Raw genomic sequence first — 26586 nt, 5'->3', positions numbered from 1 at the left:
ATGCCTATGCGTCATCATTAGTTTAAAAAAGTTATAGACATGAGAACCTAACCATGTGTACGTTCCACAACAAATACGGCGGCTTCTCCCTGGATAGATTCCAGAGGAAAAGTCGCCGTTTCATTATCGCGCATAACACTATTGATCAAACATTGTGTTTATAAGGTCAAAACACATTTAGCTTAAATCCTAGATCGTGCTGCCCCAATATTGCTTTGCAATCTTCTGCCCTTGATCAATCTTCGCCCATTGCTGAGCTTCGCTTAATTCATTACCGCCATCACAAGATGCAAAGCCGCATTGGTGAGACAGCAGCAGCCGATCCTTATCGATGATTTTGGAAGCTTCGTCCAGCAAACGGACAACACGTGCTTCATCATCGAGTGTACTCGTTTTGGATGACAACAGACCCAGTACAATTTCCGTTTCCGGTCTGTCCTTGAACACTTCCAGAGCTTCAATTGAACCCGCACGATCATCATCCCACTCCAGGAAGAAACGATCATACTTCAATTGCTTCAGGAACAGATTCGCAATTTTGGCATACGATCCACCACCCATGTTGCGGGAATCATAATTGCCGCGGCAGTTATGTGTCCACATTTTCAAGCCAAGACTATGTCCGAAGTCAATCACGGTATTATTAATATCAATGAATTCGGTAGCGAGACCCTTTACTTCATCTTGATTAATATTTTCCCCTGTAAAAGGAGAGTTCGGGTTGTCGTCTGCAAACAGTTCCCACAAGCAATCATCGAATTGCAGAATTTTACCGCCCACCGCAGCGAATTCCTCCACGAACTCCTTATACGCGATCACAAGACCCTCTTTGAGTTCCTGTATGTTCTGATATACAGCATCCGTTCCACCAATGTTATCCGACCAGGAAAGCTCACCGAAAATATGGGAAGGAGACGGTACACAAAGTTTCGTTTGTTGCTCGCCAGCTGTGTCTTGCAGTTGTTGGAACAGTTGAATGAAATGATGGTTCTTTCCACTCAATTTATCAGTAATGCGTAGTCCAATATCTTTGCGTGTTTCATATTTCGAAGTTCCGTCCACATCTCTGAAAAAATAGCCGTGATCCGCGATGTAACGCTTTACTCCGCCAAATCCCCATACAAAGTCCAGATGCCACATCGATTTGGAGAATTCGCCATCGGTAACCACGGACAAGTTATGTTCGATTTCCTTAGCGACAACTTGTTTGATAGCCTCCGTCTCGCACTTTTCATATCCTTCGTAGTTTTCATAGAACGGATATTGGATATCATCATTATGTTCAATTTGCGTTTTATATTTCAGCAGCTCATCCGGCCGCAATAAACTTCCTACGATCTGGAACTTATCAGTCATGTAAAAAACCCCCTCGTTGTATACAATGATCATATCACGCTGAGAGCAGTTAGAAGGGATACTTAAAAACCATAACTGGTTATAGTTAAAAGCTATATCCACTTATTAGACAGATTTCAGTGAAACCGTCACCGACACAGTGTACCTCTATCCGTGAAAGTTATTCAATTTCACAACGTACGACGACGCAGTTCATAAAAATATTGTACCGCTGGATGCTTTAATTTGACCTGCTCCGACATGTTCAGAATTCGCTTTTTGCCAACTCGTCTGTCCATTAAAGCCAGAATATTAAACAAGATATCCTTGCTCTCCAGATTATCCTCTATAGAAGTCGATAGATATGTCGTGGCTGCAACGGTAAAATTCGATTTACTGAGTGCGGTCTGAGCCAACAACAGCTCTTTGGCATGTACGGAGATCTTTCTACTTCTTGCCATGACTTGAAGACGATCCTCGGGAATGGGTCCTTTGGAATCTTTTCTGATAGCTTCAATCTCTTCATCGCTCACAGGAATCATGATCTCCGGATCGCTCTTGATCTCCTGCTCTGACTGATACCATCGGATTGGGGTTGTTGTATCACTCATGTTGAGTACATTTTTTTTATCTACAGTAATATAACAATTGCCTGATTTATCAGGTGAATAGCGATAGCTGGTAGCACGGTACTCCACCCTTCCAACTAACGCGGGACTAAGAAAACTCTCCAGTTGTTGCTTCAATTTACTCCAGGACATAAATCCTCCTATTATCAAAAGCCTACCGCATAAATTGCGGTGATCATTTCAAATATTTTTTTTCAATCCGTCTCCAGTATCAACATTCACCTAAATTATAACATAGCAAAACAAATTGACGATGGAAGAAACCCAGTTATTGGTTTTAAATTCCCCTATGTGATAAAATTGCAGAAAATTATCTACTTACTATTAAATCGTCATAGCCTACCATTGGAACATACGTTGTTATTCACAAAAGAGAGGAAGAGTGTAATGGCTACGAAGAAAGCAACCTTACCTGCTCATATGGAAAAACTCGTTAAAGATAATGATATCGCTACCGTAAAAGAGGTTTTCGAGCAATGCGAATGGGATGCCCGTGGGGGATACAGCAAAGGTACGACCCTCAGCTTTCGTCAAATATCGGATGAAGTGGTCCGCTGGCTGGTAGAGCAAGGGGCAGATATTAATGCACGCGACAAATATCAACGCACGCCTTTACATGCCCATGCCTCACACTGGTCAGGAAATGTCCCCCTGTTCCTTGAATTAGGTGCGGATCTGGACGCTGTGGACTACCAAAATGAAACACCGTTACATGCAGCGGTCAATGGGTATAGAACCAAAGTGGTTCAAGAGTTGGTAAATCAAGGTGCTGCTATTAACGTTGAAAATAATAAGGGAAATACGCCATTAGCTAAGGGATTAGTCAATTGCAGGAATAGTGATATTGTCGATCTGGCGGAGATTGCCGCCATTCTGCTGAATGCTGGTGCATCGGTCACGCCAGATATGAAAGAATCGGTGAAGCGGATTGGTAAGGATTTTGAATTCGTTCGTGAGAAGTTCAATCAGGACAAGGTCGATGAAGTTTCAGACGCGCTAATCAAACTTTACCGGCTATTTGATGTCGAGCCGGTAGCAAATCGGATCATGCACGATGGGACCACCCCCATTCAGGTAACGGCAACCACCTGGCCCAAGCAACATCAAGAGCTGTGGGAATATCTCATTCCCGCCCAGGGCCATGCTCAAACGGTGCAGGGAGAGGTTATCCGCATCACAGGGCGTGTATCCCATGAAGTATTGGATAATGGCGGAGGAAACTGGGATGCAGAGTATCGCAAGATGCTGGATGCACTGATTCGTCACCTGGGCATTGGTGCGCCACTCGCCCCGGCACTACTCCAAGAGGCAGCAAACCTGGTCAGCAGGCTTCATGATGGATACGATTTTGATGCGCCTGCCAGATTATCCGAGTTGGCTGTGTTATGGGTATTAGCGAATCCTCAGCCAGTCGCAATAGAGAAGCCAGAGTATACGCGTTAAACAGCAAAGCAAAAAAAAGAAGCGGAAAAGTTACCGCTTCTTTTTTTCTATTAAATCTACCTGAATCATACTTCGTATCCATGATTACGGCTTACTCTACTCCACCTGTTCATTACTTTCAAACTCATTGAGCAATTCGCGTACTTTAGAAGTGGTTTTGGCGTTCATCAAGCTGTTTCTCAGCTCACTAGCACCGCGGAAGCCACGAACATAGATTTTGAAAAACCGGGCCAGCGGGCTGAACGAACGCGGTTCAAGCTCGGAATATTGATCATGCAGGTCCAGATGCAGCCGTAGCAGATCAAGCAATTCCTCACTGCTGTGTTCCTTCGGCTCCTTCTCAAAAGCAAACGGATTCTGGAAGATACCGCGTCCAATCATAATACCATCCACACCATATTGCTCCACGAGTCTCAGGCCTGTTTCACGGTCAGGAATATCCCCATTAATCGTCAGTAATGTATTAGGAGCTATCTCATCACGAAGTTTTTTAATCTCCGGAATCAGTTCCCAGTGAGCGTCTACTTTGCTCATTTCTTCTCTCGTCCGCAAGTGAATGGACAGATTTACGATGTCTTGCTGCAAAATATGAGTTAACCAGTCGCGCCATTCATCGACCTCAGTAAATCCAAGACGCGTTTTTACACTGACCGGTAGCCCCCCGGCTTTCGCCGCCTGAATAATCTCCGCCGCAAGGGCTGGCCGGCAGATCAATCCGCTTCCTTTTCCATTCTCGGCTACATTCGCTACCGGACAACCCATATTGATATCGATGCCTTTAAATCCTTCTTTCGCCATACCGATACTCATCTCACGAAAGAATTCCGGTTTATCTCCCCAGATATGAGCCACAATCGGCTGTTCGTCCGCTGTAAAAGTCAGACGCCCGCGCACACTATGGTGCCCCTCCGGGTGACAATAACTCTCTGTATTCGCAAACTCCGTAAAAAACACATCCGGTCTTCCCGCTTCACCTACGACATGCCGAAACACAACATCCGTCACATCTTCCATGGGTGCCAGTATAAAAAATGGTCGTGGCAATTCACGCCAAAAATTTTCCTTTGTCATCTCAAAAGCTCCTCTATACATTCCAGGACAGTCTTTGTCCTCATTAATAGTTAACATAGTAAAACTCGTAACTCATGCATCTGCTGGCCTATCATTTACATGATCATTCGCAGTTTCGTGGCAATTCACATTATGGTGTCCTAGCCTTCTTCTTCACTTATACCATGCAAATGTAACTTTGTTCAAACAGCAGTATCTGTTATTACTTCCATTAGATATTCAGATTATTGAAAGTTCGATGATCTCGAAATTGCCCTTTCCCGATTTTATCACGTCTTTATTAGATTTTCAGCCCGATTGCTCTTGCCGAACTGGAAAAGCTCCTCTAAAATGAAGCTCGGCAGGTATTTAACCTGCAGAACGACATTTGGAGGAGGCATGACTTAAATATGGAAATCTCACTGGATATGATTAAAGATAAAGTCGAATGCTTGCAGGCTTATGACTTTCATGAACTGGCGCGAGTGATTGAAGATCGAATTGAAATCAATAAAGCGCTGATGCTGCGTGTGAAGCAAGTCCAACATCAAGTAACATTTGATCCTATTCGCACCAAAATGTTATATAGTGCAGTCGTGCATTTTGCCGTAGATTGAATTGATTAATAAAAAAGTAAACGATTGTTTCATTCATCCTGATCTATCTATACACTACACCTTAGGCTTCAAATGTTTAATTACAGACACACTCAAAATGGTCATCCCTACACCAAAGCCTGATATGGATAATGGACCAAGTAGAAATCGCATAACTTCGCTCTGTATTACAAAGCTTGCGAGCATAACAACCATACAGATCACCGTGAAAGTCCCCACAGTTAACGTGCCTATAACATCATTCAATGAATGATTTTGCTCACGAGCAATCGTAATTTTATTTTCCTTTAGAATAGGCAGCTCCAATAATCTAGGAAGGTAGTCCGTAATCTGGTCCTTGACCTTGCTTATGCGCTCCTTAACCATCTGCCCTTTATCCATATGGCTGGCGTAGGACTGGCTTGCTGCAGATAAAGAGTAGGTATCATCTACAGATGACAACGTACCATCCAGCGTAATGATAGCTCTGAATGCACCAGCAATGGTCGGTTTTAAGGACATCCCCATATCCGTGATCAGGGTCATCATACGTTTCATCATGACACTTGTCGGGTCTGGTGAGAAAGCTGCTTCTGCTAACAAACGGTTAAGGCGTTGTTCAATCAGCTTTTGATCCAGTAAATCTCCTTCCTCACAGACTCGCGTTAAGCCATGCGCCATCTCTTTCGTATCTTTAGTGCTGTAACCCATCAGGAAGCTTAACATGCCTTCTCGTTCCTCATCCGTTAGATATCCCACTGAACCAAAGTCAATCAAAGCAACTTCTCCATCAGAAGTAAGCATGAGGTTGCCAGGATGGGGGTCCGCATGAAAGATACCAATCATCAGAATTTGATCCAAAAATGCGTGCATCACCCTCACCGACACGTCGTTTGTCACCGCTTTTGTGAAGCTGGTTCCATCGATATATTCCATGGTGAGCACCTGTTTCGTTGAGAACTCGGCGTAGATTTTAGGAACACGGATCTGAATATCATGTTCCTGGAAGGCTTTTCGCAACAGATTCGTATTTAAGGCCTCGATATCAAAATCGGTTTCTTCAAGCAAATTCTGTTTGAATCCTTCGGCCAACTGGATTAACCCAAGTTTCTTGATCTTGATAGACCGTTCGGACAGCCATGTGACAAACTGGATCAAAATATCCAAATCCACTGTCATCTTCTGCTTCACGTCAGGTCTTAGAATTTTAACAACAACCTTCTCGCCCGTTAACTTTAGCTTTGCCAGATGAACCTGTCCGATCGAAGCCGCAGCAATCGGCTCCATCCCAAAGGATTCATAGGTTTCATCCATATTTCCGATTCTAGTGTCAATGATTGTTTTCAGTTCATCTTGGCTCAGCGGTTTAACCTGATCATGCAGACTGGAGAACGCTTGAATATAGTTCGCAGGCAGCACGTCCTTTTTGGTCGATAACACTTGAGCAAACTTAACAAACACGCCGCCCATGTTATCCAGAATCTCAGCAATCGCAAAGGGTAACTTGGCATGATCCTGCTGAATCAAATGAGTCAAACCTTTACGTGAAATAATCCAGAACAAACGCATCATCCGCCTGAAAGCACGAACCTTATTCCAGATATAGAGTAACGGATTGGCGGCTTGCAACATTTTAAAATTGAACAGGCTTAGGAGCATGTAGATATAACACGCAATAAACACAACTAATAAAGGGTAGTACATAAACATAACTCTAAGAATCTCGGCATCTGGTGGAGCTGTGGTTTGATTGAAGTATGTAAACGAGAGCACCAGTGTTACTATGGACGTACTGAATAATACCGCCAAGATTAGCCTAAGCTGATTGCTTTTTAAAGTGCTGATATTTCCGATTATAAAATAAACCAAAAACGACGCCACTAAAATACCGCTTAGGTAAAATTGCTCCAGAACCTGAAGCAGCGTACTCACTACCAGCGAACTGATTAACGAGATTAGAACTTTATGTTTTCTGTTGAAGAACGAAGTCAGCAACATGAATACAACAAAGCACACGAGCAATGTAATAAAAAAGAACATCTTACATCCCACCTGTTATGTAATGGTATCGTTTGGTTTTCCTCTCCTCAATATAACATACTCAACCTCGCGTTCAATAAACATAAATAAACCGTCCCGGTAAAGGCAGCAGTTCGCTTGATGATGTCTAATGCCTCCCCTCTGCCCTACTTAAAGAAGATTAAAAAGGAGCTGGATTCCCTACTCCTTCGCTATGTGAAACTTCTTTCTCTCATCAAACGTAAATTCACAAGGTATAATGAAGTCAGATCACCGTTCAGCATGATCTTATGAACATCATAATGAAATGAAGGAGAGGACATTCGTGGCGTTTATCCCGTTAAACTGTCCCAATTGCAATGGAAGAATTGAATACAAGGAGGATGAAGTTTTAAAGTGTCCCTATTGTGAAACAGAGCTTTTATTGAAGCAAAATCATGTCTATTACGTAGACCAGACCATTAATCATTACCACGGGACAGTTCCTGAGGCGACGCCGAAGCCGTCCGTCTCCGTCTCCATTCCCCTAAGGCTGTTATTGGTCCTGCTGCTTGTCATATCAGGCGCCATCGGTACATATTTTTATTATAGCAACAGCTCCACCTATTCAAAAACAGAAGCCAATCTGCCTGTACGAAAGATGCCCGAAAGCGAGGTTCTTCTTTCCTTTTTGCGAGATATCTTCGATAAAGGATCTGCCCTGCCGACAGAGGAGGAATTGGCTCGTCTTCGCTATTTAACTGTAGAGTATTCGGAGAATGATCAGTGGGAGTTTACATACAGCTTCTCCGACCCCTTCAGCGATGAAAAGGCCGAGAAAATCACTTATGTGACTCAGGACAAGAAACTGAATACCCAGGAGATCGATCAGCGGGATTTTGAAGCCTTTACGGGACTGACGGCATTGGATCTGACGAATACCTATGAAATCTCCCAGACGGATCAAACCACTTTGGCCCATATGTCCGGATTAAAAAGTTACGGAGGCGCTTTTAACGAATCCTTCAGCACATTTTCGGGCTACTTTGGAGACAAGACTAAGATTACGGAGCTTTCCACTCAGCTTCGCAGCAATCAGGAATTGGCCATGCTGCTGGAGTTTCCTAATCTGAGCTCGTTATCCATTACCTATGTGGATGAATCCGTAACGGATTTCTTTCTGTTGAACAAGCTGCCGCTCAAGTCCCTGTCGCTCACCTTTGTCGATGAACTGGGATGGTTGTCCTCCATGACCGGGCTGTCATCCTTATCCATACATTACAGTGACACCACAGACCTGCAGCCGCTGTACGCCTTGACCCAGCTTCAGGAGCTTCAGCTATCCTTTTTAACGAATGTAAAGTCCATCGACTTTGTACAAAATATGCCTTCTCTACAAACACTTGATCTCGAAAACGTAAACTTCTCAAGCCTGGAGCCCTTGGCCGACAAGGCCTCCATTACTACACTACGTCTGGCTTCTCTAAGTCAGCTTGGTTCGGTAAAGGTCATAAACAGTCTGCCCTCTCTGCGGGAATTAACGTTGTCCGGTTACTACGAGAAAGCAGAAGCGCTGACATTGCCTAATGTGGGGCGAGTGGAAATTCCAAGCTCCTTTCTCACTGGGCTAAAGGCTCCGGCTACAACCAGTCTGACGCTCCGTGGCGGAAGCGGGGAATTGAACTTGGCTGCGCTGGGGAAATTCCCAAAACTGGAGCAACTCTCCCTCTGGGAGATCGATGAAATTACACGTCTTGGCGCCCTGGACGGTTTGCCCAGCCTAGAGACTCTAAACATTTACGACTCGTCACTATATAAGGAGAGCGATGCTTTATTTCGTTTAAAGCAGGTGAAATCTCTGATGTGCTCCGAGTGTAGGCTGAACTTTGAAGAAAAAGCGGCCGCTGAGAGCGGCGTGCTTGAACATTTGACCTTAGAGCAGCCATATTTCAGCATAAATAACAACTCTGTCAATGAAGTTGACCAAATGATGCCTTACTTTGCCAAAATGTCTGCTCTACGCTCCTTCACTCTGCAAGACAGCAATTTGGCTTCTCTCGAGTTCATGAGTAACTGGCAGGCCATGGAAGAACTTCATCTCGAGAACAATGCCATTTCCAATATCGAGACCCTAAGTAAGCTGCCTGATCTGCAAAAGGTGTACCTATCCGGTAATACCGTACAAAACAAATCTGTGGTTGGTGCGGATGTGCACGTATATTAATTATCGCCCGGGATGATGGGGTGGAGAGTTTTTAAAGCTATTGTGATCAATAAAATAAAGAGGAGCGAAAGCTCCTCTTTATTATTTTTGCAAGAACAGCACAACGATCAGCCTGAAAGCATATTCGTTAAAATGCTCTAAACTTGGGGAAGAAAATAGCTTTTTCTCTCTCTCAAAAATGAAGCAGATATTAGCGATTATAGATTATATTATTTGGGATATCTACTTGATAAGAAGTCTGGAAACATCCAATTGAATTAAATCAAGATCAGATAAATGTATTTTGTACTCCGTATTAATGCCAGTCACAAGAATGGAGCAAGTAACCATCAAATTAAAATATTCGACGGATTGTAATATGAAGTGCGGGACCTATTGGAAATAAATAAAAAAGGACCCATGGCCGGATTCGTGTAGAATGAAGGTTCCTACACCACATTCACACAAGGAGAATCCACCATGAGCTACTATGGTATGTTTTAAAACGATCTATCGCTTGCTTTATACAGGCTGTATGGTGAAAGGCGTGCTTGCCGTCCTGCGAACAAAGGTAAGCGGCAGAAGCCAGTAGAGACGCGCGGCATGTTTGCTGTGGGAAAGCCCATCTCTCAGCGTCCCAACAAGGTTCGTAATTGGGGAACCTTCGGCCAATCGGAGCTGGATACGGTAGTCTCGGCCCTTGGGAAAAGTAAGGGGTGCATAGCTACGTTCATCGAACGAAAGACACGCTTGTACACAGCGATTCATATGCCTAACCGCACCGCGGTGTCCATGGAAATTGCCTTTGGAGTCGCGGCCACGCAGTACCCTGCCCATGCGGCTCAAACCGCTACCGCAGACTGTGGCAAAGAGTTGAATTATCTTTCTATAATCTCAATACTAGTTTCAAAATGCTTGATATTTGATACTGCTATCCCCTACTTACTCTAAATACTCAACCGACCATTAATCTTATCAATCACACCAATAATTTTCTTGGCAACATCTAGCTTTTCATCAAATAAATGCATTACATTGCCACGCTTATTAAATGGATGTTCATTAAGCACTCGTTTGTCCAAGCTACCGTTTTTAATAATATAATTGACAACCAACTTTACAAACTCCATCTGATTTACATTTAAGCTTTCATCAGATAAAAATTCTGAAAAGACTTCATTTGCTGATTGTGGGTCTAGTCCAACAATTTTACTTACTAATTTCAGCAGTGGTTCATCACCGAATTCTTTTCTATAGTCTTCTCTCGTGCCAAGATCTTGCCATAAAATCTTTTCTAAATACTTAATGTCTTCTTGTATTAAAGGTTTATTACTTCGCAGTTTGTAAATCACCAGATCATTTTGATGTTCCATTAAGTATTTGTTTACTTTTTTGCGATAGCTTTGCATGTCATTAACTGAGTATTCACCGGGATTTTCTCTAGTTTCCATAATTTCATCAGTAAAATTAGTATAATAAATTTCGCCAGACTGAGTATCCAGAAATTTAATTAAATCTCTCAGTGCCTCACGAACCTCTTCATGATCAAAAATATCTGCTTCTGCCCAGTATTCATTAGTTTGTACTTTGTAAATTAATCCTTTTTGCTGTTTCACCTCTTCGATTGTCCCTTTATAGGTAAGCTTTTCGGCTGTACTGACAACACGATTTTTAGGTTTTGAGGCTGGTACTCGTTTAAGATCTGCATATTCAATCGAATACATTAAATAATCAAAACGCTTTGCCAATTCATCATCATCTATGGTTGGCACTAGTGGTGCAACATGTTCTCCAAGGTCTCTAACATCGGCATCCGAAAGACATTCAAAGGCACTTTCATGATTGAATTTATGAATATATTGAAGCTTCATTCTGGCATTAAATTTACTTTCGTCAATACCTTTAATTTCTTCTATAATCCCTTTAATCAAAGTATTTCTGTGTTGAATATACTCCTCTATCTGATAATCAAGCACTTGTAGTTCTTTAACAATTTCTATACGGATATTGAATAGATTTTCTGTGAGTGATTTTATCATTTTAGCTTCTTTACCATTTTTGTTAACTCTGAAAAACTCGAAATTTCCGCAGTAATCAAAGATTCTGAAACCATTTTTGTCTATACCTATGCCATACAAATCTTCGCAAAGACGTGTGCCACGACCTATCATCTGCCAAAACTTCGTCTTTGAGCGCACCTTTTTAAAAAATACCAGATTTAGTATCTCGGGAATATCAATTCCTGTATCAAGCATATCTACAGACACAGCGATTTGCGGGAGCTTTGTTTTCACTTCAAAATCTTCCATGGTACTTTCCACATAGGGGATACCTGTGTAAACAACTTTAGTAAAATTGCCATAGTATTCTGGATATAAAACATTAAAACGTTTAACTATAAAATCTGCATGTTTTTTGTTTTTAGCAAAGATGATAGTTTTCCCAAGTTTATCGCCACCTTCTACCTTTAGCCCTTTTTCCATCAACTCCTGAAGTACTGTATCTACAGTGTTGTTATTAAACAGGAATGAATTTAAAGCTTCTCCACTGATTTCTTTCACATTATCATCAAAGGTTTCTTCAAACAGCTCTTTTTCTTCCTCTGTTAGATCATCATAATGAATCCCTTCTTCAAGGAATTTCATCTTGGTTTCAATAGTGTGATAAGGTACCAAATAACTATCTTCGATTGCTTCGCCCAACTCATAAGCATAGGTTGGTACATTGTTTTCAAGCTCAAAAACGGAGTAGGTATTTTTATCAAGATCATTTTTAGGTGTAGCAGTAAGCCCTAATAGAATAGCATCAAAATAATTGAAAATATCCTGATACTTTTTATAAATACTTCGGTGGCTCTCATCAATAATGATCAAATCAAAATGACCACTTGTGAATAGTTTTTCACTTTGTTTGTTTTTAATATTATCAATGGCGTTCATCATGGTTGGGTACGTCGAAAATACCATTCGACTCTCCGGATTATCTTTACTGTCTAAAAGATTACAAAGTGATAGTTCAGGTAATAAAGCTTTGAAATTTTTCTTCGCTTGCTTCACAAGGGCTTTACGATCTGCAAGGAACAGAATATTTTTAACCCATCCTCTTTTTATTAATACGTCAATGGTTGAAATGGCTGTTCTTGTTTTACCTGAACCAGTTGCCATAACAAGCAGCGCTTTACGATTTGCTTTATCTAAAGTGTCACAAACCGCTGTAATCGCCATCTTCTGATAATGACGATTTGTAATATCATCATTGATGACAGGGTCTTTCAATGATGATTTATTTTCACGTTTGAAATGTAGCCACTCCAGTTCTTCTTTGGTATATATCCCAGACACCAGACGTTCCGGATAACTTGCATCGTCCCATAGATAATATTCAAAACCGTTAGTATAGAATATGACTGGTCTAACTTTATAATGCTTTTCCAAACAATCTGCATAACGCTGTGCTTGAATTTGCCCTACCCGAGGATTTATGCTGGTTTTCTTCGCTTCAATTATAGCCAGTGGTTTGCCATTGTCACCAAAGAGGACATAGTCCACATAGCCAAGACCTGCTTCATTTGGCATACCTTCTACTTCGATTTCTTCAAAACAGTCTTTACCCATAATCCAACCATTTAATTCTAGTTCTAGATCAATATACATTTTACGTGTCTTGAATTCAGAAATCTCATCTACTTTAAACATACGATTTTTCTTATTATCTACGCGCTTCGCTGCATTGGCCCGTCTAAGCTGTTCATTTTCCTTAATGATCTCTTCCAGTTTACGGTCTTTTGCACCAAGTCGGTCATAAAGGTCTCTGAGCTCATCTCTTGTCTTTATCTCTTTTTCATTATCCCCAAGAAGGCTTTCGTCAAAGACGATATCTTCATATACGTCTGAATAGCAGTAATCAATCCAAGAAATGAATTCAAATAGATTTTGAAGTGCTAGAACTGCCTGCTCTCTTGTTATAGGTGCAGCTGAATGAACTGCTTTATTTCCCAGTTGTTGAATATATTTAATCATTGGAAACAATTTTGTATCAATGATACGTTTAAACTTGTAATCATGAATAAGCGACGCCAAATTATCCTGATAAGGTGCTTCCAGTTCATCGTCATGGCTAAACACCCACTTCACAGCCAATTCCAATGCTCTACGTGCTAGAATTGCTGTACTGGCATAAGAAACTACCAAACTTTTCTCAGCTTCGATACAGGCGTATGTAAAGTCTTTATATTTTTCTTCTTTTTTTAGGAAATCAAAGTTGTAGCTCATGGTATTCTCCTTCTATATATGATAATGCTTCTAAAGTAGCTTTCTTTATAAATTTGTGATCTTGCATTTTATTTGATTTGCATCTTTCAACTTCAGCATTCTTTGCAGTCTCAAAATCGATATTGTAAATACCAACAGCTTCAGAAACATTTGACATCCACCCATTAAGATTAACTTCAGCAAAATTCTTAATTCGATCTTTTATACTAAATACTTCATTCCAAGTTTTTATTTCATTTTGAAAATTCTGGCTAGCAATCTCTATATTTTCAATTACACCTGCTCTAATTCTGAATACGGGCTTACAATCATTATATTTAATTGAAAACGGATAAAACACCTTTCCATAATCTCTTGGATTCTTATCGCCTTTATAAGTTGAATTACATGTATGACAAATAGGAAAAAGATTCTTCCTTAGCAAAGAAACAAATGGATATTTCGATCTCGGAAAATAATGATCAAACGCCTCACGAAATTTATCTTTAGATGTTAACATAGTGCCTATTCCACAAAATGCACAAACATACTCAATCGATTCATCATAAAACTTTTCATAATAATTCTTAAGAGTTCCCACATCTTCAATGAGACCTTTTAACTTTAACAAATTATCATACAAATAATCCTGAATCTTTTTCAAACCATCTATACATCTTTTAAAATCATGACTTGCATCCCATAGTAAATCCTCATAGGAAACTGGATTAACCGTAAAATTACAGATATTTTCAATTTGAATATTCTTACTATAGGCATCAGCCAGGTTCTCCTTTTCATCTTGGCCACTTAACTGAAATGCATTTTTAAACTGCTCAAAATCTAGTTTAAGTCTAATTCCATCTATCCAAGTTGGATACTCAAATTTTACATCTGAAAAAATGTTTGTGTATACACTATTTATTTGATTTATAAGGTTTTCTAACTTCTCACTATCAATTTCATTGTAAAAGTACCACATTTTACATCATCCTCTTTTGAATCTCTATAATCAACATCAAACGTTCTGAAGAATCACCTATTGTATCTTCAATCTCTATTCTCACTTTCTCTAATTCTTGATTATTCGCCGCTTGAATTATTTTGTTTCTGAATACCTCTATTTTCTGCCTAGCCAGATCTGACACAGTATTTCTTTTATCGAATAAATTAGCACTAATCATATTAGGGTTAGCTCCAAAAGTTTCGAGTTGAGAACTATGTTGTATACCACGTTTCAAGCTGATAACACTTGTTTTTCTTAAGTCTGTTATTACTTCTGGATTATGAGATGAAAATATAACTTGAGACTTCGGATCAAGCATTGATTTTACTTTTGATACGAACATAGACTTCCAGCTTGGATTAAAATGTGTCTCTGGCTCATCTAATAAAAACAAAATATTACTTCCACAAAAAATATTAAGAATGCTAAACAGCTGCAGCACCTGGTACTCTCCATCAGAAAAGTATCTCAAATCCAGTTCAGAGCCACTTTCTGTTTTGAAATTCATTTCAATCAATTCAAATACTCTATGATTTGCAATATTCCAATCGACTAAAGCCTTCTTATTCGGCTCGTCCCCATATATAATTTTATTACGAGTTCTTTTTTTAATTTTATAAATATTATAATCATAAAGCCTTTGTAATCCCTCAAATAAAGCTAGTAACGACATTTGCTCTCTGTTTTTATCCTCAGGTACATGAAACTCATAATACTCAAATCCATTTTCATTTACATGAACCGTATGGGTATAGCTCGAAATTTCGTTCAATAAATATGATGCTTTCTCATCGAAGTAAATCTCCCCACCATATATATCTTTCTTATCCAACCTTATTTTGAATGACTTTACTAATACTTTCTCGAAAAATTCTGATAGTATTGTCTGATTTCCAGACTCAAACATTAACGACGTAAGAATAGCCAGTTTACTTATTGTATCATCAAAATAATAAAATAGTTCATTGTACCGATCGAGTATTCCCTTATTTATAACCTCGCCATAATTATTCCTCTTGATCTTCTGGATGTCCTTTTCTGCTAATGAATAGAGCTTATAGTTAAAGATCTCGTCACTGACCCCTTCATTATGACCAGATGAATAAACCACAATCTTTCTCGGGAAGAAAACGTAATACATATTGATTTTTTGCACTTCATAATCATTGATTCCATTTGAGATAATCATTCTGAAATGCTGTGCACAATTTTCTAGTTTAACCTGTATATGTTCTACAGTTTCCCATTCCCCACCAATCCCAATTAAAACACTATCAATCATATGATCCTTATCTAGAGAATAGATAGCTTCATAACTTATATCGCTAAAATAATTTTTCTGAGTTATTTGGTTACTGGCATCTACAAATATTTTTGAGATTAGTTCAAGAAGAATTGATTTCCCACTACCATTAATACCAACAATTCCAAGGGTGGAGTCAATGCCAAAAGCAAACTCTTGATCGCACTTGAAAATCTTATAATCACTCAGTAATATTATTTTTTTGAGTCTCATCCCCCCCCCCCTCTCTTATTAACTAAAATAAATCTCCCCTAAATGCTTTTTGTGTTAAGCTTAAATATTTTGTTTCTAGCTCTGTTAACGATTGATTTAATAACTCTTTTTGTCCCTCAAAAAATATAACTTTCTTAGAAAACATTTCTTGAATCGGTCTATCAGGTACAATAAATTCCAATTCTTGCAACTTCCCCTTACTTATAATACCTTTCATAGAATTACTAGAAGCGTTTTGTATATAGCTTTTTGTTAAAAGAAACATTACATACAGGAACATCGTTTCATATTTCAATGGGACAATTGCATTTATCTGTTGATTGAACGCTACTTTTCTATCTGCAATAGCTACGTTTCCAATACAACTCAAACTTCCAGCAATACATGTCATTAAAATAGAATTAGCTTCGGTATATCTTCCTTTTTCAAAACCTTTTTCCGACAAATATTCCTCAGCTCTTGTCAAAAAAGTATACGGAGTGTTAATATTATCAGATTTAATCCATTCAATATATCTGCCATAATTATCCTGTTCTTTCCTACTGGGTGTATTACCAGTAATAACATCACAACTCTTTCTTAGTTGTATTTTTTTCCACCCCTTAGGATTCGTGACCGGATCACCGAACATCTCATAAAACATCGACTGAATCAACTCATCCATCAGTCTAATCTGCTTTTTTCTTGCATCAATAAGCCTTCGAGCCTTGTCCAAAACCTCAATAATTCTCTTTTGGATTTCGAGTGATGGCAAAGGTATAGATAGATTTTCTAACACTGTTTTACTAATATGTGGTATAGTCGCTCCAGTACAATTATCTCTTAAATATTGAAATTTTGATTGAAGAAATCTTGCCACATAAAACGGATTAACTTTATCATTCTTTAATTCAAGTTTTGCTAATGTACTACCAATAACACCTTCTAAACCAACTCCTATAGTTCCTGCGTTTGCACCATCCCAAGCAATAATTAAATCACTTTTGTTTACATGCACACTCTTTTTATTAGGAATACAGCACTTCAGATTTTCATTATGACGTAAATCTTCAATCTGAATATATCTCTGAAATGAACGCTCCAAAACTTCTGCTTCTTCCTCTTTTTTACCCTTTGTTATTTTGAATATATCCTTAATAAGTGCCATCCCTACACCATCCTCTCAATGTCATTAAGACCATCAAGAATTTGCTGTTCCAGTTCTTTAATCCTTTGAATAATAATCTTGGGTGCTTCATATTCTACTTCGTCATACTCACTTTCTTTATATCTATTAATAGACAAGTCGTAGTCATTTTTTACAAGTTCATCTTTATCTACAAAGAAGGACTTCTCCGTACGCTTTCTATCTTTTTCACTTCCAAGGTTATGGTAACGGTTAATAATATCAGGTATATCATTCTCATACACTAATTGACGCTTATCATCCAAAGATAAGCCATCTGCCTGCATATCATAAAACCATACTTTGTCTGTACCACCTGCACCAGTCTTTGTAAAAATCATAATAGCCGTAGAAACCCCTGCGTAGGGCTTAAACACACCACTAGGCATAGAAATAATCGCTTGTAGCTGATGGTTTTCTACAATCTCTTTACGAATGGATTTATGGGCATTAGAACTACCAAACAGTACGCCATCTGGCACAATAGAAGCACATCTACCACCTTTTTTAAGCGTTCTTAAAAATAGGGCTAAGAATAATAGCTCTGTTTTCTTTGTTTTCGTCACTCTTAAAAGGTCAGCTGATACACTATCATAATCCAACGAGCCTTTAAATGGCGGATTAGCAAGAACTAAAGTATATTTTTCACTGTCCTTATTTGTCTCTGATAAGGAATCTCTATATTCAATATTTGGTCTTTCTACCCCGTGAAGCATCATGTTCATAGCACCAATACGAAGCATGGTTCTATCCATGTCATTACCGAAGAACATATCTCTATGATAATGGTCTTTTAATTCTTTAATGGTGAACATGTCCTCATTATTTCGTTTTAGGTACTCACCTGCTGCGACGAGAAAACCTGCTGAACCAGCAGCAGGGTCAACGATAATATCCGTTGGTGTTGGCTGCATCAAGTCCACCATCATTTGAATGATGTGTCTAGGTGTTCTAAACTGACCGTTTGTACCAGCTGTTGCAACTTTAGAAAGTAAATATTCGTATAAATCTCCTTTGGTATCATCTGTTGTATTATCTTCTTTTACAGGTAGCCCATCTATATTTGTAACAATCTTTTCTAGCATCTGAGGTGTAGGAATCATAAAGATAGCATCATCCATGTATTTAGTGAAAGCTGAGTCTTTATCACCATGCATGTTTTTGATAAATGGAAAAACATGCTTAGAAACGGTCTCATACATATCAGAGGCACTCATTTGCTTGAAGTTATGCCATCTAAGATTTCGCTGATCATCATTGAAAATTTTATTAAAATCCATACCGACAAACTCTGCTAGTTTTTCTTCCTCTTTTTGTTTGTCATCGAGTCCTTTTATAAATAAAAGGTAGGTAAACTGTTCAATAACAGACAATGGATTAGTAATACCACCTGTCCAGAATATCTCCCATATTTTATCTACCTTACTGCGTAATTCACCTGTAATCATTGTAATGCTCCCTTGATCTGATTTATTTCAATCTAGTAGTTCAGTAGCTTGTCTCTTTTACTGTTTGGGTAAACATCACACAAATCCAGAACGTCACTTTATATTACAAAAAATATTATAATACATGCTCATCGCAATTTTAAAATAATCCCAAATAAAAATCCACCGACGTTCCAGGTGAAGTTTGAGTCCATAGAGGGCTTAATTGGCCTAAGCTTTGGTACTCTCCGCATGAACGATTCATTAGAGCTATCGAGATGACAACCGACAGTCGGTTGATAGAACGAGTTATGGATATTGGACTGTAAATTCTGACGCGTATTGAAGAACACACTGTGCTCATCAAACTAATTACGTTATACTACTAATTTAGCGCAAACTCCCTTGAATTTGCGCCGTAAATTTTTCAGAAATGTGGCTATTCCTATTTTCTAACCAACATCGCTACACTCTCCACATGCACCGTATGCGGGAACATATCCACTGGCGTTACCTCAACCGTTCGATATCCGCCATCCTCCAGCACACGAAGATCACGTGCCAAGGTACTCGGATTACAACTCACGTACACCACGCGCTCCGGCTTCATCTCCAGGATCGTTTCCAGCAAACGTGGATCGCAGCCCTTACGCGGTGGATCGACAACAATTACGTCTGCTTCGATACCTTGTTCTTTCCAGCGCGGAATAACGTCCTCGGATGCGCCAACTTCAAACTTCACGTTACGCATCTCGTTCAAGAGCGCATTGCTACGTGCATCTTCAATCGCTTCAGGCACGATCTCGACCCCATACACCTGATCCGCATGTTGCGCGAGGAAAAGAGAAATCGTACCGATGCCGCAATAGGCATCAATGACAGTTTCTTTACCGCTCAGTCCGGCATACTCTACCGTCTTCCCATATAGCACTTCCGTCTGCACCGGATTCACCTGGTAGAACGAACGCGGAGAGATCGCAAACTGCACATCGCCAATAAAGTCATAGATTACATCACGTCCCCAGAGAACGCGGGTCTCATCGCCAAAGATAACGTTGGTCTGTTTCTTGTTCACGTTCTGGCAGATGCTCGCCACATGCGGAATGGCTTCACGGATACTGCCAATCCATTCGTCTTTGTACGGAATGTCTCGACCATTCGTAACCAGAACAAGCATCATCTCGCCTGTACGGAACGCCTTCTTCACGACCACATGGCGCAGCAAGCCGCGACCTGTCTCTTCGTTATAGGCACTGATTCCAAAATGACTACCGATCTCCTTCACCTTCGCAACCACTTCGTCGTTATGCTCATGCTGAATAAGACAGCTCTCCATATCGATGATCCGATGGCTTCCTTTGGCGTAAAATCCTCCTACCAGACCACCCTCGGTCACACCAATTGGCACCTGTGCCTTATTCCGATAGCGCCATGGCTCGTCCATGCCCATCGTAGGCAGTACGCGAATGCCCTGCTCCGTATCCTCTTCGTTCATGACACCTTCAAGGCGAAGACGAATACGATTGCTGCCGATCATTTGTACTTCAGAAGTAGCCAGTTCAGTTGTCTGATTCGCATCACCAACTGAAGCGTCATCCTGCACACGTTGTTCGGCTCCCTCTTCATCTTCTTGCTCGTTGGATGCCAACGTCTCCGCATCCTCCACCATCACGTTCAATTTGCCAATCCGTTGCAAATTATCTACCACCAACTGGCGTTTCCACGCAAGCTGTCCGGCATAACTCATATGCTGGATCTGGCAGCCGCCGCACTGATCGTAGATCGGGCAAGGCGCGGACACTCGATCCGGGCTTGCTTTCACGATTTCCAGCAGTTTGGCGTAGCCGTACTGCTTCTTGGTTTTCATCACGCGAACACGTACGGTTTCACCCGGAAGCGCACCCTGTACAAAGAGCGTGTATCCATTCGCACGACCTACACCCTCACCGTCATGGTTCATGCCAATGATGTCGATGACGGTCTCTTCATTTTTGCTAACGGGCAGCCCTTCAATTGGTGCAGATTCACGCGCTCTCCCCTTTGGACGAACGGCAGAAAGAGATGCGCCTTGTGGCCGCACCTCTTTTCCTTGCTGACGTGATGATGGACGAGATGATTGACTTGGCTGACGGGACGCTGAAGCGTTCCCTTGCCCCTGAGAGGCAGCCGAATTCCGGCGGTTTTTTCCACGACCGCTGCGGTTCGTATTAGACAACGTACATTCACTTCTTTCTTTTTAATATTTAACGATACAACTGCAGATGATGCTTGAGGTTCGTAAATGTAGCTGGCAATGTGCCCCCCAACTCTCCATCGAGGTTCAGTTGTACATATCCCGGGGACGTAACTTCCATATGACTCGTCTGGAAATGAACCACTTTCTTGTCGTTCAGATGCTCCCCACGCAGCGCGAGCGTTACGAGGCGGATCATATCGGCCAGATTACATTTGCGGACACCGATCACATCGAACAGACCATCATCAATGGTTGCACCTGGAGCCAACTTCTCGAAGCCCCCGACCGAATTGGTATTGGCGATGAGAAATAACATGAATTCATCATGGATCTCTTCCTGACCGTCGGCGCGAATAATCAGCTCCTGAGGAGACAGACTCGCCATTTTCTCAATACCCTTCATATAATAGGCCAGTTGCCCAATCATCGTTTTCAGACGACTCGGTACTTCATAGGTCAGTTCAGTTAATGATCCGCCACCGGCGATGTTGATAAAATATTTATCATTTGCTTTGCCCAGATCGAGCGGACGAAGTTGCTGGTTAATGACCAGATCTACGTAATCTTCCCACTGTCTCGGAATGCCGAGTGCACGTGCAAAATCATTCGTTGTTCCCAAAGGAAACACACCCAGCGGAGGACGGTTCTCCCGCTCTGCCATACCGTTAATCACTTCGTACAACGTGCCATCTCCACCAGCAGCAATAATCATGTCATAGCCGCGTTCAATAGCGAGTTCAGCTTCGCGGGTTGCATCACCTTCGCCCGTTGTTGCATGACAAGAAGCTTCAATACCACCTTGATCCAAACGCTGCAAAATATCAGCCAGACGTTTCTTCATTTCTTCCCGGCCTGAGGTCGGATTATATATTAAGCGAGCTTTTTTCATCTCATACGCCACCTATTCCACATTATCCATGAGTCTAAACGACCTCATATTCTTACGTTGCATCAGTCCACAAAAGGGCATATTTTTTACACAATAATGAACTTCCGTTAATGTTGCTCTAATCTTTCGTCTTACCTATATCTATGCATCAGGAATTCCGTCTCATTCCAAAGCCTTTAACTCCTATCATATCATCAAATGTAAAGATGTCCTAGCCTGTAATCCATAAGTATATTTTTTCATATATGTACCCACTAATCCATACATTATCCAATAAACCTCACGCACCGATCCTGAATCTTCCCCACTACCTTTTATGTAAAATAGTCTCATTAATCAACCATTCTGCCCGCTTGGACAGGAATTAGTCTTCGATTTCGATGATCTTCATATGATTATGACATAGATATGCTACAAATTTACAATTCTTAAGATGAAAAGATAAATAACATAAACCTTTTTCCAATATAGTTTTAGTGCACCCTCAACTTAGCACCACATCATACCCGCGAAGGAGAATTGTGAATGAAAAAAATCGTGTTAATGCTCATGGTTTCGCTTATGGCCTGTATTCCTTGGGTCACCGTTGTTGAAGCAGCTGAAATTAATCATGATCAGGTTGTCGGATTCCAGGAAGTCTCACCAGTCACCGTGACACAACAAGCAGCCAAGCGTTTTCAGCCATTTCTAAAAGTCTATCATGGATGCGTACCTTTCCCCGCAGTGGATCAACAGGGCAATACCAGTGCGGGCTTGAATACTTCCGGGTCATCGAATGGGAACTGTAGCTCAAGTACAGGGCAGATCTACTCCCGCTCCGCATGGCACAATGGGGTGTGGGCCATCATGTATTCGTGGTATTTCCCCAAAGACTCCCCTTCTTCCGGACTCGGCCATCGTCACGATTGGGAAGGAATCGTCGTGTGGGTCGATAATCCGGCAGCGGCCAATCCCCAAATCCTCTCCATCGCCTATTCCGGTCACGGCCAGTTTACCAAAGTTACACCGAGCAATACCAATACACAAGGTAGCCATCCGTTGATTTCCTATAACAGTACTTGGCCACTGAACCATGAGCTTGGCGTTACTAATGCTGTGGGTGGAACTCAGCCTTTGATCGGATGGGACGATCTGACTTCTGCGGCACGAAATGCACTCAACACGACGGACTTCGGTAGCGCCAACGTGCCTTTCAACGATAACAATTTCACCAACAATTTAAACAAAGCCTGGTTCAGATAAAAAAAACCCTTCAAGTGAACAGCTCACTTGAGGGGGATTTCATGATGAAGTGATCGTATCACGATCGCTATAGGTTCAGGTGAAAACTTGCCGCAAGAAAACTCCTCGGAATATGGCTCTCTTTACTCGAAGTATCGGGCGTTTTCGTCATCGTATCTCCGTCTCGCTTCAGCCAACCTCAAAATCCGATTTTTCGCCCTGCACGCAGCTGTTTATACCAGAAATAGACAGTGCAGCCTACACAATAACCCAGCAGCGCCGCGCTTGCAGCCGCGAGAAGCATGACAGAGAATGCATAACCTGCGATTACCCAGCCAAGCGAGAACGAGATGAGTGCCAGAGACAGGAAGAGCACGGCCAGAATATTGTTGAATCGCTGCAGCTCCACCGCCTGCATCTCTGTACCTTTACCAGTCAACACAGCTTTCCCAATTTGCACAAACAGATTAAGCTTGCCACTGGAAGCCAGACCAACCACCTGAATACTCCACAGCGCTCCCAGAACTACAATTGGATTAAACACAAACGAGAGTAAAACAAACAATACAATACCGACCTGATTTGCTTTCACATAACGCATGGGCACTTCCCGCATCTGTATATCTCCTTATCCCCATTTTATTAGTTGGTTTTATTCTAGTCGGTATGCAAGGAATGAGCAATACTTCATTTAAGGATAGTAAAATCTCTTTTCAGCACGTCCCAATGGGGAGTCGGGATGCCTGTTGTCTTTTTCCAATCGGTAAATGCATTATTTAATGCCTCAATCTCTCCAAAAGAACCCGCGACCAGCTTATGAACCGGAAGCATGCTATAGATCTTCAACAGAAGGTATAACATCCGTTGATGCTTGCGAATCATTTTAGCCTGAATCTCCGGTATAATCGTTATGCCCATAGCTTCAAGCACGCTGAAGCCTTCATCCATCGCCCCAATCATATGTTGGATTTGCTTTTTGTTCCCGTCCAATTTGATCAACTCACGCTCCTCATTAAAGCTTACTGCATTAAGCATCAGAATGGGGATGATATGGCTTTTCAGCCAGGCATCAATATCGCTCAGAACATTCAACTTGTATTTCACATGTTGGAAAGCTTGATCCAGCAAAGGTTTAAAACCTATCTCACTGTCCAGACTACCGATCACCATTTGTCCGTTACCTCCACCGACCGATAACATGCGGTCCTTTTCCCGCTTCCCTGCACTCACATGGAATCCAAACGCGACCTGTTTTGCTACCCTGCTGTTTTCCTCCAAAAAGTTTTGCATGCTTCGCGCATCTGCGTTGTTTCCCACAATCACAATATTACTGCTCTGATTCTCTGCCAGAATAGGTAACACTGAAGAAAAATCGTTATATTTCATGACAACAAAAATCAGATCATATTGGTCATCCACTTCCAACGTTCTGGCTACCCGAACCTGATCAACTGTCGTTTTGAATTGAAAAATATGCCGGATGACGATTCCATCCTTCTCCAGTTCCTCTGCCCGCCTCCCTCTAGCCAGAACAGTAACATCATTGCCACCGCGCACCAGAACGTGCGCCAATTGACTGCCCAAAACACCTGCACCATACACTAATATTTTCATTGGTTATCCCTCTATTTTCATATTTTATCAATATTCGTTGCTTTATGAACATTTGTTGATAAAATAAGAGTAACAAAGCACCTACTGTGCTTCAATCGTTAAAATATCCGTTTTTGTTGAAAAATCAACGAATGATTCCTTATTGTTGAAAACCATCATAGGAGGGGCCATGGACAGACGAGTACTCAAGACACGAAAGGCGATAATCGAAGCTTTTGTGGGGTTACTGGAAGAACGGGATTTCGAGCAAATTACGATAAACGATATTGCTGATCGGGCTAATGTAAACCGAGGAACCATCTATTTGCATTACGCAGACAAGTTCGATTTGTTGGATCAATGCATTGAAACCTATTTGCAGCGGTTGTTGGATGCCTGTATGATCGAAAGCTCTACTACAACACCCGTTACGGCCAAGGATGCGCTGCTCAGAACTTTCCGTTATCTGGAACAGCATGCTACTACCTATACCACACTTCTAACCAAAAAAGGTATTCCGGCATTCCGTAGTAAGTTGATGACATTGTTGGTCCAGGGAGTGGAGGAACAGATGGATGCCTGTGGCATCCAGGAAGGTATGAAAAAAGAGATTACCATACAGTTTCTTGCTTCCGCTGCTGTGGGCCTCCTGGAGTGGTGGATTATGAATTCCATGCCTTATCCGGCCGAGGAGATCGTTGACCAATTAATAAGTTTACTGGAGCTACATCTGCAATTGCACGCACCCATTAATGGATAAACTAATCCTTATTAAGTGATCTACAACAAACAAAAAACCACGTCCTTTGACGTGGTTTGATTGTTTATGAAGCTATGGAGTTCAAATCAATTGATGCAACATTACTGCGAGCGATGTGACCACACACCTATGCCAAAACGATCACTTCAAGAAGAAGCTTTAACTTCATTACATCTCTCCAGCAAAATCTGGATCTGATGCTCCAGCCACTGCCCGAGCAATGGATGTGGCAACAGTGTCTCTCCGCTGTACACATAGTTCAGTTCCTGCAGCCGACCCGGGATAACGTTCCTCGTGAAATAACCGGCACTCAAAAACAGCGGCGCCACAATGACTCGGTTCCCCCGCTCTTCGCTCCAGTACTTCACTTTGTCGTACACACTCTCCGGATTCAGCAATGCATAATCCGTATGGGCTACACCACTAACTTCCTGTACAAGCTCTGCAAGGGAAGAAATTCCAGCTTCCCATCGCTCGCGAAAACCATCATGAATACTCCCATGACCTACCAGCAGAATCGTTTCTTCCTCCGGTTGCTGCGACAGTAATCGGACCTTGTCCCACACCATCACGGCAATATCCGGATCGTTATCCACTGGATAACCGAAGTGAACCCGAGCCTTCACATCGAACGGTTCCAGATCCGTTTCGCGATCAGGTGTTTCCTTTGCACCAATGGCATATTCAATTTCATCCACATGTGTACTCCCGGATGAAACAAATAGAGGTACGACCAGAATATCGGTTACGCCTTGTGCTTCCAGTCGGTCGATACCGTCCTGGATCAGGCGTCCTTCCACAAGTTCAAGAAAACCGGCTTCAACCGGTAATGGAACAGGCAGATTCAACCGGGAGATCGCGTCATCGACGGATTCCACCCAGGTCTGCTCCTGTGAACCGTGACTGATGATGAGTACACCCGGCTTCTTCATGTTAGCGTCCCAGGCGTTCGAGCGTCATTTTATAACCATCATTGCCGTAATTCAGGCAGCGTTTCACACGTGAAATTGTAGCTGTACTCGCACCTGTCTCTGCTTCAATCTGGTTATACGTATTGCCTTTACCCAACATACGAGCCACTTCCAGCCGCTGGGACATGGATTGGATCTCGTTAACTGTGCAGAGGTCATCAAAGAAAACATAACACTCTTCAATATCTTTTAGCGTCAAAATAGCCTCGAATAGTTGTTCAATGCTTTTATCATTTAGCTTTTTCAGCTGCATTTCATCATCATCCCCTAGCGGTTACTGTGTACCTACATTGTACTC

20 protein-coding genes and 1 pseudogene are annotated in these 26586 nt (G+C 41.5%); 6 read left to right on the top strand and 15 right to left on the bottom strand.

Annotated features, from left to right (window positions below; translation table 11 throughout):
* Window positions 1-189: 189 nt before the first annotated feature.
* On the bottom strand, window positions 190-1356 hold the full coding sequence (locus MHB85_RS03950; protein WP_091019746.1) for a cobalamin-independent methionine synthase II family protein: 1167 nt from the start codon (window positions 1354-1356) through the stop codon (window positions 190-192).
* Window positions 1357-1526: 170 nt separating this feature from the next.
* Entirely contained in the window at window positions 1527-2096 is a 570-nt protein-coding gene (locus MHB85_RS03945) for an SF0329 family protein (protein ID WP_192136012.1), read from the bottom strand.
* A 255-nt stretch (window positions 2097-2351) separates the two neighbouring features.
* Between MHB85_RS03945 and MHB85_RS03940 the strand changes: the two genes are divergently transcribed.
* A complete protein-coding gene (locus MHB85_RS03940; RefSeq protein WP_192136010.1) occupies window positions 2352-3407 on the top strand; it encodes an ankyrin repeat domain-containing protein in 1056 nt (351 codons plus the stop codon).
* Between the two features lie 96 nt (window positions 3408-3503).
* Here the strand turns inward: MHB85_RS03940 and MHB85_RS03935 are convergent, their stop codons facing one another.
* Window positions 3504-4478, bottom strand: a complete 975-nt coding sequence (locus MHB85_RS03935; RefSeq protein WP_124118585.1) for a tRNA dihydrouridine synthase — start codon at window positions 4476-4478, stop codon at window positions 3504-3506.
* A 389-nt stretch (window positions 4479-4867) separates the two neighbouring features.
* On the opposite strand from MHB85_RS03935, the gene MHB85_RS03930 reads away from it, so the two are divergent.
* The gene (locus MHB85_RS03930) at window positions 4868-5074 is read left to right on the top strand and encodes a DUF2536 family protein (protein WP_192136008.1); all 207 of its coding nucleotides are present in this window, start codon (window positions 4868-4870) and stop codon (window positions 5072-5074) included.
* A 54-nt stretch (window positions 5075-5128) separates the two neighbouring features.
* Here the strand turns inward: MHB85_RS03930 and MHB85_RS03925 are convergent, their stop codons facing one another.
* A complete protein-coding gene (locus MHB85_RS03925; RefSeq protein WP_341072429.1) occupies window positions 5129-7093 on the bottom strand; it encodes an ABC1 kinase family protein in 1965 nt (654 codons plus the stop codon).
* Between the two features lie 403 nt (window positions 7094-7496).
* On the opposite strand from MHB85_RS03925, the gene MHB85_RS03920 reads away from it, so the two are divergent.
* Window positions 7497-9275 carry a leucine-rich repeat domain-containing protein gene (locus MHB85_RS03920; protein ID WP_341072427.1) on the top strand — a complete coding sequence of 593 codons (1779 nt, stop codon included), beginning with the start codon at window positions 7497-7499 and terminating at the stop codon, window positions 9273-9275.
* A 469-nt stretch (window positions 9276-9744) separates the two neighbouring features.
* Window positions 9745-10127: pseudogene (locus MHB85_RS03915) on the top strand (IS30 family transposase); the annotation flags it as partial.
* Between the two features lie 74 nt (window positions 10128-10201).
* On the opposite strand, the gene MHB85_RS03910 reads toward MHB85_RS03915, so the two are convergent.
* The 7 genes from MHB85_RS03910 to MHB85_RS03880 form a co-directional block, all read right to left on the bottom strand.
* A complete protein-coding gene (locus tag MHB85_RS03910; protein ID WP_341072424.1) occupies window positions 10202-13525 on the bottom strand; it encodes a DEAD/DEAH box helicase family protein in 3324 nt (1107 codons plus the stop codon).
* A complete protein-coding gene (locus MHB85_RS03905) occupies window positions 13509-14486 on the bottom strand; it encodes a hypothetical protein (protein WP_341072423.1) in 978 nt (325 codons plus the stop codon). The genes MHB85_RS03910 and MHB85_RS03905 overlap by 17 nt, the downstream gene beginning before the upstream one ends.
* A gap of 1 nt (window position 14487) precedes the next feature.
* Window positions 14488-16026: an AAA family ATPase gene (locus tag MHB85_RS03900; protein ID WP_341072422.1), complete on the bottom strand. Its 1539-nt coding sequence runs from the start codon at window positions 16024-16026 to the stop codon at window positions 14488-14490.
* A 22-nt stretch (window positions 16027-16048) separates the two neighbouring features.
* The gene (locus tag MHB85_RS03895) at window positions 16049-17173 is read right to left on the bottom strand and encodes a restriction endonuclease subunit S (protein ID WP_341072420.1); all 1125 of its coding nucleotides are present in this window, start codon (window positions 17171-17173) and stop codon (window positions 16049-16051) included.
* 2 nt (window positions 17174-17175) lie between these two features.
* Window positions 17176-18639, bottom strand: a complete 1464-nt coding sequence (locus MHB85_RS03890) for a type I restriction-modification system subunit M (protein ID WP_341072419.1) — start codon at window positions 18637-18639, stop codon at window positions 17176-17178.
* Window positions 18640-19063: 424 nt separating this feature from the next.
* A complete protein-coding gene (gene rlmD, locus MHB85_RS03885) occupies window positions 19064-20833 on the bottom strand; it encodes a 23S rRNA (uracil(1939)-C(5))-methyltransferase RlmD (RefSeq protein ID WP_341072418.1) in 1770 nt (589 codons plus the stop codon).
* A 28-nt stretch (window positions 20834-20861) separates the two neighbouring features.
* The gene (locus MHB85_RS03880; RefSeq protein WP_074093499.1) at window positions 20862-21743 is read right to left on the bottom strand and encodes a diacylglycerol kinase; all 882 of its coding nucleotides are present in this window, start codon (window positions 21741-21743) and stop codon (window positions 20862-20864) included.
* Between the two features lie 525 nt (window positions 21744-22268).
* Between MHB85_RS03880 and MHB85_RS03875 the strand changes: the two genes are divergently transcribed.
* Window positions 22269-22985 carry an NPP1 family protein gene (locus MHB85_RS03875; RefSeq protein WP_341072417.1) on the top strand — a complete coding sequence of 239 codons (717 nt, stop codon included), beginning with the start codon at window positions 22269-22271 and terminating at the stop codon, window positions 22983-22985.
* A gap of 178 nt (window positions 22986-23163) precedes the next feature.
* Here the strand turns inward: MHB85_RS03875 and MHB85_RS03870 are convergent, their stop codons facing one another.
* Together MHB85_RS03870 and MHB85_RS03865 are read right to left on the bottom strand one after the other, a co-directional pair.
* Window positions 23164-23580: a DUF4395 domain-containing protein gene (locus MHB85_RS03870; protein ID WP_341072415.1), complete on the bottom strand. Its 417-nt coding sequence runs from the start codon at window positions 23578-23580 to the stop codon at window positions 23164-23166.
* Between the two features lie 71 nt (window positions 23581-23651).
* A complete protein-coding gene (locus MHB85_RS03865; RefSeq protein WP_341072413.1) occupies window positions 23652-24578 on the bottom strand; it encodes a ketopantoate reductase family protein in 927 nt (308 codons plus the stop codon).
* Between the two features lie 169 nt (window positions 24579-24747).
* Between MHB85_RS03865 and MHB85_RS03860 the strand changes: the two genes are divergently transcribed.
* Window positions 24748-25317, top strand: a complete 570-nt coding sequence (locus MHB85_RS03860; protein WP_341072410.1) for a TetR/AcrR family transcriptional regulator — start codon at window positions 24748-24750, stop codon at window positions 25315-25317.
* 146 nt (window positions 25318-25463) lie between these two features.
* Here MHB85_RS03860 and MHB85_RS03855 read toward each other — a convergent pair whose 3' ends face one another.
* Both MHB85_RS03855 and MHB85_RS03850 read right to left on the bottom strand, forming a co-directional pair.
* Window positions 25464-26249 (bottom strand): sirohydrochlorin chelatase, encoded by a 786-nt coding sequence (locus MHB85_RS03855; RefSeq protein WP_192135990.1) that lies wholly within the window; start codon window positions 26247-26249, stop codon window positions 25464-25466.
* Between the two features lies 1 nt (window position 26250).
* Complete coding sequence (locus tag MHB85_RS03850; protein WP_017690665.1) at window positions 26251-26541, bottom strand: YerC/YecD family TrpR-related protein; 291 nt, start codon at window positions 26539-26541, stop codon at window positions 26251-26253.
* Window positions 26542-26586: the final 45 nt, after the last annotated feature.

The organism is Paenibacillus sp. FSL K6-4396, from assembly GCF_038002525.1.
Classification (GTDB): Bacteria; Bacillota; Bacilli; order Paenibacillales; family Paenibacillaceae; genus Paenibacillus; species Paenibacillus amylolyticus_B.
The sequence above is the reverse complement of the archived record's forward strand: the minus strand, read 5'-3'. Positions and strand labels throughout refer to the sequence as shown.